Here is a 13,517-nt window from a genome sequence, read left to right as displayed (position 1 = left end):
CCGGACATATGGATGCAAGCGATCCGATCAGACCTGAGCCACACCTTGCAAGCAGGGGGCCGTCCACATATGGATCCTTGGGTCTGCACTCCGCTTCGCGTCGTTACGCCCAAGGATGACGAAGCAGAGGAAAAATGCCCGGTCCTGGGAGGACCGGGCAGCGCGCAGGCTGGCCGGGGGGATCCGGCAGGGAGTGGGGAGCCTGTGTAACTTGGTGGCGTCGTGCCTCAAAAGGTTTAACGCGCCCGAACGGCGAAACGACGCGATTACACCACCTTGCGGGCAATGTCCTCGATCGTTTCGGCGCGTTCGATGGCGATGACGCGAAGCCTCTCGGTCGGATCGCGGCCAAAGGGTACACCGACAGCGACATGCAGGTCGGCGCGGGTCAGGCCGATGTCGGCGAGCTCGGCATCCGACATCTCGCCGAGGCGATAAAAGGCGCGGCGGTTCTTCCAGGCGCGGTAAACATTGGCAGCGGCATTGGCCACGCGCGTCGCAACGGCCGGACGCGAAGTGATGCGCGAGGTCTCGGTAGCGAAATCAAACGTAGCCATGTCGGTCTCCTTCAACGGGCGAAACCGGTCGATCGGGCGCTGGCGACAGCGGCCGTTCCGGCTTCGATTCATCTAAGATGATGCATGTCGTTGCCCCATAACCGGTGACCACTTTTGGGCGACATGCATCGGCTTCATGTGGACGGTCGGAATTTGCCACGGCGCGATTGATTAATCCAACGAATGTTTCTAATCTTTAGCATCAGCATCAATGATGGATTAGGCCAATGAAAGCGCCGCTCGATCTCGATCAGTTGCAGACCTTCATCTCGATTGTCGACACCGGCAGCTTTACCCGCGCGGCGGAAGCGGTGCATCGCACCCAGTCTGCGGTGTCGATGCAAATGCGGCGGCTGGAGGAACGGATCGGCAAGCCGCTGTTCGAAAAAGACGGCCGCACCAACAGGCTGACCGAGGAAGGCGACCGGCTGCTCTCCTACGCAAGGCGGCTGCTCTATCTCAACAAGGAAACACTGGCCGCCTTCGACGACCGCCGGCTCGAAGGCACCATCCGCATCGGCACGCCGGACGACTATGCCGATCGCTTCCTGCCCGAGATCATGGCGCGGTTTGCCCGTTCCAACCCGCATGTCGAACTGACCGTTATCTGCGAACCGACGCCGGGACTGGTCGAACACATCAAGCGCGGCAATCTCGACCTGGCGCTGGTGACGCACAATGACGCGCGCGGCCAATCGGAAGTGGTGCGGCGCGAACCGCTGCTGTGGGTTACCTCGGCCAACCATGCGACGCATGAGCAGCCGATCCTGCCGATGGCCTTCGGCCGGCCGAACTGCATCTGGCGGCGGGCCGCCGCCGACGTGCTCGACCAGCAGAACCGCGACTACCGCATCCTGTTCACCAGCTTCTCGGCTACCGTCATCGCCGCCGCGGTGCTTTCCGGCCTGGCGATCTCGGTGCTGCCGGAATGCGCGCTCAGGCCCGGCATGCGGGTGCTGGGCGAGGCCGACGGTTTCGGCGCCCTGCCCGATTGCCGCATCGGCATCATGCGCGGCCAGACCTCGCGGCCGGAGATCGTCGATGCGCTCGCGCGCCACATTTCGGAAAGCCTGGACAACATTTCGGTGCCGCTCGGCGAGGAGACCGGGACGTTCGATTTCGCCGCGCTAGCCTTCGCCAAGATGAAGCGGACCAAGCCGAACCAGATCCTGCCGGGCTGGTGAAGGATCGCGCGATTGGGGCGAACATCGAACACGGCCGCCTTGACGGCGGCCAACAACCGTCCCCCAATCGGCCGATGAGCGACGCAGCATCCGAATCACGCACCAACGCCACCGAATACACGGTGAGCGAGATTTCCGGCGCGCTGAAGCGCACGGTCGAAGACGTCTTCGGCAATGTACGGGTGCGCGGCGAGATTTCCGGCTATCGCGGACCGCATTCCTCCGGCCATGCCTATTTCTGCCTGAAGGACGATCGCGCGCGGCTCGACGCCGTGGTGTGGAAGACCACGATGAGCCGGCTGAAATTCCGTCCCGAGGAAGGCATGGAGGTGATCGCCACTGGCCGGCTCACCACCTATCCCGGAAAATCCACCTACCAGATCGTCATCGACAATCTCGAGCCGGCCGGTGCCGGTGCGCTGATGGCGCTGCTGGACGAGCGCAAGCGCCGGCTGCAGGCCGAAGGCCTGTTCGACGCGGCGCGCAAGCGGCGGCTGCCATTCATGCCATGCGTCATCGGCGTCGTCACCTCGCCGACAGGCGCCGTCATCCGCGACATCATCCACCGCATCAAGGACCGGTTTCCGCTGCACGTGCTGGTCTGGCCGGTGCGGGTGCAGGGCGAGACGGCGGGTGCGGAGGTGACCGCTGCCGTCAACGGCTTCAACGCACTGCCGTGGGACGGCGCCATCGCGCGGCCCGATCTGTTGATCGTGGCGCGCGGCGGCGGCAGTCTGGAGGATCTGTGGGGCTTCAACGACGAAGCGCTCGCCCGGTCCGTCGCCGCTTCGGGCATTCCGGTGATTTCGGCCGTCGGCCACGAGACCGACTGGACGCTGATCGATCTGGCTGCGGATGTGCGGGCGCCGACGCCGACAGGCGCCGCCGAGATCGCCGTGCCGGTCAAAGTCGACCTCGAAGCGACGCTTGCCGGCCTTGGCGCGCGGTTGAAGACCGCACTGTCGCGCAATTTCGAACGCAAGCGGCAGGCGGCGCGCGCGGCCGCCCGTGCGCTGCCCTCGCCCGACCAGTTGCTGGCGCTGCCGCGGCGGCGCTTCGACGAGGCGACGAGCCGGCTCGGCCGGGCGCTGTCGGTCAGCGTCGAGCGAAAGCGGGGCAGGCTTCTGGGGCAGCGGCTGACGCCGGCCACCTTGTCGCGACGCATGAACGAAGCCCGCACGCTGACCCGCCGCGACCTCGCCCGTGCGCAAGCGGCGTTCTTTGCCATCGTGCGCGAGCGTCGGGCGCGGTTTTCGCGCACGGCCGCGAGACTGTCACCGGCGCCGATCGCCAGACGGCAGAAACTGCAAGGCGATGCCTTGCTGGCACTGACACGGCGGCAGGACCAGGCGATTTCGCGGCGGCTGGACCGGCTGCGTGGAAAACTGACGCAGGCCGACCGGCTGCTGGCGACGCTCTCGCACAAGGCCGTGCTGGCGCGAGGCTTCGCGCTGGTCAAGGATGCGGACGGCGCGGTGATCAAGCATGCGGCGGAAGTCGTGTCGGGAATGGCGCTTTCGCTGGAGTTTGCCGACGGCACCGCCGATGCAGTAGCCATCAGTGGCACGGCGCGGCCGAAGACGGTTGCCAAGCCCGCGGCCAAGCTCAAGGCGCCGGGCGGCCAAGGTTCGCTTTTCTGAGGAAGACCAAGACTTTTTGAGGGTGAAATGACCGACCCGCATCTTGCGACGCCCTCGGGCAAACTGCGCGCCCGTGCCTTCGCGATCCCATTCGATGGCATGCCAGGCCGCTTCAATGCCATCACCGATGTGCCCGGCGTGACGGTCGGCTATATGACGCTGGTCTCAGGGGACGGGCCGCTTGTCGTCGGCAAGGGTCCGGTACGCACCGGCGTGACCGCTATCCTGCCACGGCCCAGAGACGAGTTGGCCGTCCCGGCATTCGCCGGCGTGTTCAGCGCCAATGGCAATGGCGAACTGACCGGCTCGCATCTGATAGAGGAGCTCGGAGCGTTCAATCTTCCCATCACCATCACCAACACGCATTCCTGCGGCGTCAGCCGCGACGCTACGCTGCGCTGGATGCAGACGGTGCTGCCGCAGGCGCTCGACAGCGCCTGGGCGCTGCCGGTGGCGGGCGAGACTTATGATGGCTTCCTGAACGATATCAACGGCCATCATGTGAGCTTCGAGCACGTGTTTTCCGCGCTCGAAACGGCCGAAACCGGGCCGATCGAAGAGGGTAGCGTCGGCGGCGGCACCGGGATGATCACCTTCGGCTTCAAGGCGGGATCGGGCACATCTTCGCGCAGCGTCGAGTGGAACGGAGAGCGTTTTACGATCGGCTGCTTTGTCCAGTCGAATTTCGGTGCACGGCGAAACCTCGTGATCCGTGGCATCAGGGCCGGAGCGGAACTCGCCGAACCGGCGATCCGGGACAACACGCCGCGAGCGGAAAAGAGCTCGATCATCGCGATCGTCGCCACTGATGCGCCATTCATGCCGCATCAGATGAAACGGCTGGCGAAACGCGTGCCGCTCGGCGTCGCGCTGACCGGCGGCTATGGATACAATTCGTCCGGCGATATTTTTCTGGCCTTCAGCACGGCCAATGCCGATGCGGCGCACGGTGCAGCCGGCAAATTGGCCAGCGCCGGCTATATACCGGATGCCGACATCAACCCGTTCTTCGACGCCGTGGTTCAGAGCGTGGAGGAAGCAATCCTCAACGCTCTGGTCGCCAATGAAGACATGACCGGGCGCGACGGCAATTTCGTGCCGACGTTGCCGAAAGCATGGCTCGAGGAGAGATTTGGCAAGCTTGCGCGGTGATACGCTCGCGCAACTGCATCAGACAGGCGTTGATGGCCCGGCAGGGTTCAGCCGGGGCGATCCTTCAGCCAGCAGGCTTGTTCGAATGCAGCTCGTCCTGCTCGGCCTCGGCCGCCTCTTCGAGCCTCGAAGCAATGAGCTCCTGGATGTCGCCGACTTCTTCCTGAATATCCTCCAGGGGTATGCCGGCTTCGGCGGCCTTGGCCGCACATTCCCTGGCGAGGGTCTCGGCCTGCTTCTCGATCCTGGCTGGCGAGGGCTGGCAGTGGACTTTTTCGCCAATCCACCCGCGCAGGAACTCGATTGCGTGTTCACTCATACTGCTGTTTCCCTAGCGGCTATGCCGGTTGGTAATCATAAACGTCGGCATCTTCGAAAAGATGCGTGCTGCCATTCGCGCCGAGTCGGCTTCGCCCGGCAAGCCGAACTTGTCCGAGGTCCACAGAGCCGAAGGGAATGGAGGGTTCAAGGAGCACGTTCTAGTTCTTGAGGACTGATTCTCTCGACGAAACTTTCGACTCGCGCTATTGTTTCTATTTGCTTTTTTTCGGTTTTCAAGCCGTTTTAGATCACAATAGATGTCACAATAGCTAGCACATTTACCGCGCTCTCGCTGGCACGACGTAAAAGGCGAGCCGTCAAAGCCGCCGCTATATAGTGACAACCATTTGCAATGTCGACTCTGCTCGCGGTCCTGCTTCTTTCCGCCGCGCTTGCTGGGAGATATGTGGTGTGACGGGCCTTGCAGTGCAAGCTGCCGAGCGCCTCATGCAAGGCATGCAGTAGCGTCTTGTGGAACCCTGAAGTGCTTGTCTCAGGGCGGCTCTCTACCGCTGGCGATAAAGGATCATGCCGCCATGATAGAGGACGCCTTCGACGAACTCACCATCCGCGGTGAAGCCCGTATCGTCCCAGTATTCTATGTGGTTGCCCTGCACTTCATAGCGTCCCCGATAGGCGCTCTCGCGGTCGCCGCGCGCTTCGTCATAACGGCCGTTCGGCAGGAGTTCGTGCCTGATGGCGATCCTCGGTGACCCACATTCCGACATAGGGGTGATCTTGGTGCGTCATTGGTTTCCCCGCAAGGATTGGCATTGAAGGAAGGGGCAGGCCGGTTGGAGCTACAGCAACGGCAATACCCGCAAGCACTGCGGCCAAAGTGGATCGCATCAATGCGCCGCCTTCGTCGGACGCACGACGATCTCGTTGACGTCGACATCGTCGGGCTGTTCGATTGCGTAGCGCACTGCCCTGGCGATGGCATCGGGTTGCAGGGCAATAGCACGCCAGGTTTTCATGGCGGCAGCAGCGGCGTCGTCGGAGATCGTATTCGCCAGCTCGCTTTCCACCACGCCCGGATGAATGCAGGTTACGCGGATATCGTCACTCTCCTGGCGGAGCCCATCGGAAATCGCGCGGACAGCGTATTTCGTTGCACAATAGACAGCCGCCGTGGGCGAGACGGCCAGTGCGCCAATGGACCCGATATTGATGATGTGACCGGAGCCGCGTGCCGTCATCTCAGGCAGAACCGCTGCGATGCCGTACAGAACACCCTTGATGTTGACGTCCACCATCAGCTCCCACTCGTCGACCTTCATGGCTGCCATGGCCGACAGCGGCATGACGCCCGCATTGTTGACGATGACATCGACCTGGCCCCATTCGGCCCGGGCGGCGTCGGCGAATGCTGAGACATCCTCCCTCCTGGTGACGTCGAGCGCTCGCACGCGAACCGTTCCACCAGCCGCCTCGATTTCGGCCGCAAGCGCTTCAAGGCGGTCGGTGCGCCGCGCGCCGAGCATCAGCTTCGCACCTGCCGCGCCAAGCTCACGGGCAATGCCAGCACCGATGCCGCTGGAGGCACCGGTGATCAGAACAACTTTGTTCATGGTCATCGAGATGATCCTTTTGTTTGTGATTATTTTCACGATGTGACGAGACGGCGTGCGGGTGAGCTCCCGCGGTGCGCCGGCTCTATTGGGGACTCACTGGGCGGTGTAGCCGCCATCGACCAGAAGCAAGGCCCCGGTGATGAAACTGGACGCCGGCGAGGCCAGGAAGGCGATGGCCTCGGCAACTTCTTGCGGCTGGCCGATCCGGCCGATCGGATGCGCATCGCCGAAGCTGCGCAGCATCTCCCGGCCATTCTCCACCACGCCTTCCATGATGTCGGTTTCGATCACGCCAGGGGCAACGGCGTTGCAGCGAATGCCCATGCGCCCATATTCGATCGCGATCACCTTGGTCAGCTGTGCGACAGCTGCCTTGGAGGAGGCATAGGCCGCCTGCGTCTCGAAGGCCGCGACCGCCGAGATCGACGAGACATTGACGACCGCGCCGCCTCCACCAGCGACCATCAATTCCACTGCGGCACGGGCGGTGACGAAGCTGCCGCGCGCATTGATCTGCAGGATGCGGTCATAGTCGTCGACCGAGGTCTCCGTCAGACGCTTGTTGAGCGTGCGACCGGCATTGTTCACGACGATGTCCAATCGCCCGAAGCGCTTCGCCGCGAGTTCGACCGAGCGTCTGGCCAGAGCCTCGTCGGCGACATCGCCGACCAAGATCGCCACATCCTCGGCTTCCAATTCGCGTACGCTGTTGCTGAGATCGCTTGCGACGATCCGGGCGCCCCGCGCCCGCAGCAGTTCCGCCGTGCAGCGGCCGATGCCGCGTGCCGCGCCCGTCACGAGGGCGACTTTTCCATCCAGGTCCCAGGAGGAAGGCAGTGATGTCATGGGATATCTCCTTTGTCGGCCGGCTTCGGCTTGGATCGGGAGGATCAAGCCTTCTTGCCGTTGCGACAGAGATAGAGCCATGGCATTGTCGCGATAACCCGCCCGCTGTTAACCTCGATGGTAAGTTTTACTAACCAGTGGACATCGATCTCAATGCAATTGCCGTCTTCGTCGCGGTGGCCGAGGAACGCAATTTTCGCGCTGCGGCAGACCGGCTGGGCGTGACGCGCTCAGCGGTCAGCCAGAGCATCCTCAGGCTTGAACAGCGCCTTGGCATCGCTTTGCTGCAGCGCACGACACGCAGCGTCAACCTGACGGAAGCGGGCGAGCGCCTGCTGGCGAGCGTCGCACCGGCGATCGCCGACGTGAACGCGGCAATCGAAGCCACCACGGAGTTTCTGGACCGCCCGCGCGGCCGCCTGCGGATCGCAGTTTCGTCGATCGCAGAGGCCTTTCTGTCAGGACCGTTGCTGGCGTCCTTTGCAGAAAGGTTTCCCGAGGTGCATCTGGATATTGTCGTCACCGACGAGGAATTCGACATCGTCGCCGAAGGTTATGATGCGGGAGTGAGGCTCGGCGAAGTGATCGAGCAGGACATGATTGCCGTGCCCGTCTCAGGCGATCAGCGACAGATGGCCGTCTGCGCCCCGCGCTATCTCGAAAAGTTCGGCGCACCCGCCCATCCGCGCGAGCTTGTGGCGCATCGCTGTATCGGCTGGCGGCCGGCGCCTGGAGTTTCGCCCTACCGGTGGGAGTTTGGCGAGGACGGGCGCGAGTTCGATGTGGCGGTTGCGCCCGAGATCACGACCAATGATATGTGGCTGATGATCCGGCTGGCCGTTGCAGGCGCCGGGATCACGTTCGGCATGGCGGACACATTCCGCCCCTGGATCGACCGCGGCGAGCTCGTGCCAATCCTCGACGGCTATTTTTCGCCGTTTGCGGGTTTCTATCTTTATTTTCCCAGCCGACGGAATATCGCGCCGAACCTGCGAGCGCTCGTGGATCACCTGCACGGTGCGCGCCAGGCGCGGGACCGTGGGTGAGCGCTACGGGATCGTAGAGATCGCTTGGTGCTATTGCTCAGAAACCTGGCTGAGCTGAATGGTACCGTTGGCTGGGATCGAACCAGCGACCTCCGGATCCACAATCCGGCGCTCTAACCATCTGAGCTACAACGGCACACTTGCCCGAGCGAGATCCAGACGGAACGTTCATTCTCCGGGACCCGCTCTGTCGTTCGGCGATGCGTCCATACGGGCTATCGGAGTTTAATTCAAGGCTTTTGGCAAAGCAAAAGATCGCTCCGGCATCGCATCATTTTCGCCGGACAAAGAAAAAGGCCGGCGGGAGGAGGTGCCGGCCTTTTCCTGTTACGAGCCAGCGGGAGGAGGTGCTGGCTGGTCATCCCGGTGAGCAGAGGGAGGAGGTTCCACCCGCCGGGTATTCACTTAAACCACTATATCGCACACCTATTTGTCTGACGAAATGCGACCTTTTGATGCATCGTCAATTTGTGCGCAAATATTAGGCGATCTTGATTTCTTTCACGGCCTTCTCGAAGGCGGTCTTGATCGGCTTGGATACGTCCTCGGCCGCCTTGGCAGCAACCGCCTGGAAGTCCTTGGCCTGCTCGACGGTCATTTCGACGCCTTTGCGCAGGAACGCGGTCTGCAGTTCGACGACTTCCGACAGCGACTTGGCGCCGATCAGGGCTTCGAAATGCGAGAAGCCGGCTTCGGCATTGGCGCGCAGGGCGGCGATGGTCTTGAGCGACAGCTCGCTGGAAGCGGTCTTGGCGGTCTCGTAGGTCGACTCCAGAGCCTTCTGGGTCTCCTCGGCGCCGGTCTTCAGCTTGGCATAGGCCTCTTTCGACTGCTCGACGCCCTTTTCGGCGAAGGCACGGATCTGGTCGGTGGCCTTGGAAGCGTCGAAGCTCGGGAATTCAACGTTTTCAATCGTTTCAGCGGTCTTGGTCCTGGACATTTTCCATCCTTTTCAGCGGCAGCGACTTTGACGAAAAGCCGTCTCGTTCATGTATCATGGCAATATAAAGGCAATTTTTGTGCGATGCAACATGTTTGTTGCATCGCACCATAAATTGTTTGTTCGTGGCGTTAACCACGCGCCTAGAGATTCCATTGGTTGCACGCTATGACTTGTGGACCTTCGCGCCGTCGGCTTTTATTAACAAAGCGTTAACCGCAAATTGCCCGCTCTGTGAGGGTCGCCAAGCGCATGCCGGCTGAAAACTACTCCTTCCTCGATGTCGCCGTGCTCGACGCCGTCCGCCTGCGCTTCGCCGCAGGCGACGCGATCGCCATTCTGTCGGCAGATCTCGAGCAGGTGATCTGGGCCAACGGCCCCGGCGCAGCGGTATTCGGCTATCCCGACATCGGTGCGATCATCGGCGCCTCGGCAGGTTTGCCGCTGATCGCCAGGCGCCAGATCATGGCGACCAGCGGCTTTCCGCGGATCGGCCGCGACCGTGCCATCACGGTCCGGCTGGCGACCGGCCTGACCAGCCGCGCGGTCGGCTTCCTGGCCAGCGCGGTGACCATGCCCGATGGCGAGGAAGCAATCATGCTGGCGCTGCCGGCGGCGCAGACCGGCTCGCGCAGCGCGGCCGAGATCGCCGATCGCGCCATCGGTGGCTTTACCGAAGACGGCCACTACATCGCCTTTGTCGACGCCAAGGGCAATATCGACGCCGCATCGGACGGCTTTTCGGCGCTCGGCATCCGGCCCGAGACGCTGGCCGCGCTTGTCGCCGACGTGGCGAACGAGAGCGACCGCATCGTCAAGCGCCTGGTTCCGGGTGGATCCAGCTCCTATCCGGCGGGCCTTGCCCGGCTGACGGACGAGCGGCACCTGCTGGTGGTGATCGACGAGGACCGGCTTGACGGCGAGGCCCCTGATGGCGAGCGCGCCAGCGCGGAAACCGAGGCAGCACCGGCACCGAGCGGTGGCGATCTTCCCCAGCCAACGGATCAGGACAACGAGCAGCCAATCGCCGGCACCGGCGCGGCGGAGATCGACCTTGCAGCGATGGAAGGCACTTCGGCGTCGGCGCAGCACGAACCTGTCGACGCTGCCGACGATCAACGCACGGTTGGCGAAGCGCCGACGCAGCATGACCATTGGTACTTCAATGCCGGCGACGGCGCGCAGGTCCCGCCCGGGGCAGCTGCGTCCGGCAAAGTCGAGACCAGCCCGGACGCTTCGCAGGCCGGCGCGGATACTTCGCCGGAAAGTGCCGCAAAAGCCACCAAAGCCGCCTCCCCGGCAGAACACCGCGCTTCGGCGATCGATCGCACCGCCGCGCCCATGCGTTTCGTCTGGCGTACCGACGCGGAGGGCCGGTTCAGTGCCCTGTCGCCGGAATTTGCCGAACTCGTCGGCAAGTCTGCCGCCGACGTGATCGGCCGCCGCTTCGAGGATGTTTCGGCCGCCTATGGCCTCGATGCTTCTGGCGAGATTGCCGGCCTGCTCGAACGGCGCGACACCTGGTCCGGCCGCTCCGTGCTGTGGCCGGTCGCCGGCACCGATCTGAAGATACCCGTCGATCTGGCGGCGCTCCCGGTTTACAGCCGCAGCCGCGTTTTCGAAGGTTTTCGCGGTTTCGGCGTGGCCAGGAGCGGCGATGCGGTGGCCGATCCCGATGCCGTCGGCATGGCCCTTGTCGCCGAGGAGAAACCTGCCGCGACCATCGGGCCGAAAGCCGTCGAACCTCTCCCCGAGACACCTAAACCCGCCGATCCGTTCAGGGGCGAAGTGCCTGCATTGACCATCGTGCCAAAGCCCGAGCGGCGCTTCGCCGACAAGGTGATCCGGCTGGCCGAGCATCGGCAGCCGGCCAACGACAAGGGCCTGTCAACGCTGGAACGCAGCGCGTTTCGCGAGATTGGCGAGCGTCTCAAGAAGGACAGCACCCCGGCCGAAGAACAGCCCAGCGCCGGAAAGCAGAAGCCGGTTGAGAAAGTCGAGGCAGCCGGCAAGGCCGACGAGCCAAAGCTGAAAGAAGCCGGCCCGACGGACAAGGGTGAGATGCCGGCGCCAGCTCCGGAAAGCGAGGCTGCTGCCGCCGAACCGCCCGAGGCCGATGCCGAGGACCGGAAGGATCTTGCCCGGCTCGACGGCGAGCAGCCCGATGAGGCGGAAGCAGAGGTGCAAGCCGGCGAACCCGTCATACGCCCTGTTTCCGGATCGCTGCTCGACTATGCCGACCGCGAACCAAGCGATGAAGCACAGGAAGGCGTTGAGCCCAGCACGAACCGTCGAACGATCGTCGCCGAAGCGCCGCGGGATGACGACGACAGCATGACGGCCGAAGATTTCCGTGACGCCGAGGACAGCGAGGATTGGTCCGAGGATGGCGCAGCCGCAGCCGAAATTGCCGGCCAGGTGCCGCCCAGCGAGCGGCCGCAGGCACCACCGCTCAAACTCGACGGCTTCGTGCCGTCGGCGTTTGCCGGAGAGGACAACAAGGGGCCGGATACCTCGATCCTCGGCAAGCTGCCAGTGCCGGTGCTTATCCATTCCGGCGACCAGCTGCATTACGCGAACGACGAATTCCTCGGCTTGACCGGCTATGCAACGCTCAATGACCTGGACGAGGCCGGCGGGCTCGGCGCGCTGTTTGCCGACCCCTATGCGGACGACGGCAGTTCCGACGGCGGCGACCGCGCTCTGCGGCTGAAGACGCGCGACGGTCAGGAGTTTCCGATCGACGCGATTTTACGCTCCGTCCCCTGGGGAAACGGCAAGGCGCTGATGCTGGTCGTACGCCGTTCCGGCGACGACGAGGCAGCAGCCATTCCACATGGCGCCGCCGACGACCAGACGCAGCCGGATGTTTCCGAGCTCAAGGCACGCATTGCCGAAATGCGCACCATCATCGACACCGCCACCGACGGCGTCGTGCTGATCGGCCGTAACGGAACGATCCGTTCAATTAGCCGTCCGGCGGAGGCGCTGTTCGGCTTCGACAGCGACGAGGTGACCGGCAAACCGTTCGTCTCGCTGTTCGCGATCGAAAGCCAGCGCGCGGCGCGTGACTATCTCGAGGGCTTGTCGGAGCCCGGCGTTGCAAGCGTGATGAACGATGGCCGCGAGGTGATCGGACGCGAGGCGCAGGGGCGCTTCATTCCGCTGTTCATGACCATCGGCAGGCTGCCCAACGACAGCGGCTTCTGTGCGGTGGTGCGCGATATCACCCAGTGGAAGCGCGCCGAAGAGGACCTGACCCAGGCGCGCGCGGTCGCCGAACGCGCCTCGTCGCAGAAGACCGATTTTCTGGCCCGCATCAGCCATGAGATCCGCACGCCGCTCAACGCCATCATTGGCTTTTCCGAGCTGATGGTCGACGAGAAATTCGGGCCGGTGGCCAATGACCGCTATCGCGACTATCTGCGCGACATCAATCGTTCGGGCAACCACGTGCTCGATCTGGTCAACGACCTGCTCGACATTTCGAAAATCGAGGCCGGCCAGCAGGAGATGGCCTACGAGGCGGTGTCGCTCAACGACACGCTGGCCGAAACCGTGGCGATGATGCAGCCGCAAGCCAACCGGGAACGCGTCATCATCCGCTCCAGCTTCGCCTCGCGGCTGCCGGAAGTGGTGGCCGATCTGCGCAGCGTGCGGCAGATCGCGCTCAACATCCTGTCGAACGCCGTCCGCTACACGCAGGCCGGCGGCCAGGTGATCGTGTCGACGGCCTACGAGATCTCCGGCGATGTCGTCATGCGCGTGCGCGATACCGGCATCGGCATGAGCCAGTCCGAGATCGAGCAGGCGCTGAAGCCGTTCAAGCAAATCAATGCGCTGAAGCGCGGCCGAGGCGACGGCACCGGTCTCGGGCTGCCGCTGACCAAGGCGATGGTCGAAGCGAACCGGGCCCGGTTCACCATCAACTCGACGCCCGGCGAGGGAACCCTGGTCGAAGTCGCCTTTCCCTCGACCCGCGTGCTCGCCGGTTAGCTATGGTTGCGCAAAGAAAAAAGGCGTCCAACAGGACGCCTTGAATGATAGAATTGCTGTCACAACGGGGCTTGAGCGAATCAGATCCTCTGGGGCTGGAGGACGGGATTTCTCCCTCAAGTTACGCACGACTATCGATGCCGGGCCTTAACAAATCCTTACCGCCACGCCGGAAAATTTACCAATGTGTACCACTCATGAAATCTAGGTAAATTCCGAAGAGATAATTCGTTAACGATATCGGAGACCTCAAAACGGGCT

At 63.4% G+C, this 13,517-nt stretch carries 10 protein-coding genes, 1 tRNA gene and 1 pseudogene; 5 read left to right on the top strand and 7 right to left on the bottom strand.

The features are described from left to right. Positions 1 to 266: 266 nt before the first annotated feature. Entirely contained in the window at positions 267 to 557 is a 291-nt protein-coding gene (locus tag AC0L2Y_RS22365) for a DUF1127 domain-containing protein (RefSeq protein WP_292663848.1), read from the bottom strand. 227 nt (positions 558 to 784) lie between these two features. Between AC0L2Y_RS22365 and AC0L2Y_RS22360 the strand changes: the two genes are divergently transcribed. From AC0L2Y_RS22360 to AC0L2Y_RS22350, 3 genes are all read left to right on the top strand, one after another. Beyond that, positions 785 to 1,741 (top strand): LysR substrate-binding domain-containing protein, encoded by a 957-nt coding sequence (locus AC0L2Y_RS22360; RefSeq protein ID WP_023716458.1) that lies wholly within the window; start codon positions 785 to 787, stop codon positions 1,739 to 1,741. A gap of 74 nt (positions 1,742 to 1,815) precedes the next feature. Next, entirely contained in the window at positions 1,816 to 3,381 is a 1,566-nt protein-coding gene (gene xseA, locus AC0L2Y_RS22355; protein WP_473559554.1) for an exodeoxyribonuclease VII large subunit, read from the top strand. A 27-nt stretch (positions 3,382 to 3,408) separates the two neighbouring features. Further along, positions 3,409 to 4,533, top strand: coding sequence for a DmpA family aminopeptidase (locus tag AC0L2Y_RS22350; protein ID WP_473559552.1), 1,125 nt, complete (start codon positions 3,409 to 3,411; stop codon positions 4,531 to 4,533). 64 nt (positions 4,534 to 4,597) lie between these two features. On the opposite strand, the gene AC0L2Y_RS22345 is transcribed toward AC0L2Y_RS22350, so the two are convergent. The 4 genes and pseudogenes from AC0L2Y_RS22345 to AC0L2Y_RS22330 all read right to left on the bottom strand — a co-directional run bounded on the left by AC0L2Y_RS22345 (position 4,598) and on the right by AC0L2Y_RS22330 (position 7,274). Further along, positions 4,598 to 4,852 (bottom strand): hypothetical protein, encoded by a 255-nt coding sequence (locus tag AC0L2Y_RS22345; RefSeq protein ID WP_352488342.1) that lies wholly within the window; start codon positions 4,850 to 4,852, stop codon positions 4,598 to 4,600. 508 nt (positions 4,853 to 5,360) lie between these two features. Next, a pseudogene (locus AC0L2Y_RS22340) lies at positions 5,361 to 5,628 on the bottom strand (Atu4866 domain-containing protein). 74 nt (positions 5,629 to 5,702) lie between these two features. Next, positions 5,703 to 6,431 (bottom strand): SDR family oxidoreductase, encoded by a 729-nt coding sequence (locus AC0L2Y_RS22335; RefSeq protein WP_473559550.1) that lies wholly within the window; start codon positions 6,429 to 6,431, stop codon positions 5,703 to 5,705. Between the two features lie 90 nt (positions 6,432 to 6,521). Beyond that, positions 6,522 to 7,274, bottom strand: a complete 753-nt coding sequence (locus AC0L2Y_RS22330) for an SDR family NAD(P)-dependent oxidoreductase (RefSeq protein WP_352564864.1) — start codon at positions 7,272 to 7,274, stop codon at positions 6,522 to 6,524. Between the two features lie 137 nt (positions 7,275 to 7,411). Between AC0L2Y_RS22330 and AC0L2Y_RS22325 the strand changes: the two genes are divergently transcribed. Beyond that, positions 7,412 to 8,320 carry a LysR family transcriptional regulator gene (locus tag AC0L2Y_RS22325; protein ID WP_352488334.1) on the top strand — a complete coding sequence of 303 codons (909 nt, stop codon included), beginning with the start codon at positions 7,412 to 7,414 and terminating at the stop codon, positions 8,318 to 8,320. Positions 8,321 to 8,379: 59 nt separating this feature from the next. On the opposite strand, the gene AC0L2Y_RS22320 is transcribed toward AC0L2Y_RS22325, so the two are convergent. After that, positions 8,380 to 8,456 (bottom strand) — tRNA-His (locus tag AC0L2Y_RS22320). Positions 8,457 to 8,801: 345 nt separating this feature from the next. Next, positions 8,802 to 9,260: a phasin gene (locus tag AC0L2Y_RS22315; RefSeq protein WP_352488333.1), complete on the bottom strand. Its 459-nt coding sequence runs from the start codon at positions 9,258 to 9,260 to the stop codon at positions 8,802 to 8,804. Positions 9,261 to 9,512: 252 nt separating this feature from the next. Between AC0L2Y_RS22315 and AC0L2Y_RS22310 the strand changes: the two genes are divergently transcribed. After that, the gene (locus AC0L2Y_RS22310) at positions 9,513 to 13,256 is read left to right on the top strand and encodes a PAS domain S-box protein (protein WP_473559547.1); all 3,744 of its coding nucleotides are present in this window, start codon (positions 9,513 to 9,515) and stop codon (positions 13,254 to 13,256) included. Positions 13,257 to 13,517: the final 261 nt, after the last annotated feature.

Source organism: Mesorhizobium sp. WSM4830 (assembly GCF_055811495.1).
Note: the sequence above shows the minus strand (reverse complement) of the source record. Positions and strands in the feature narration are given on the sequence as shown.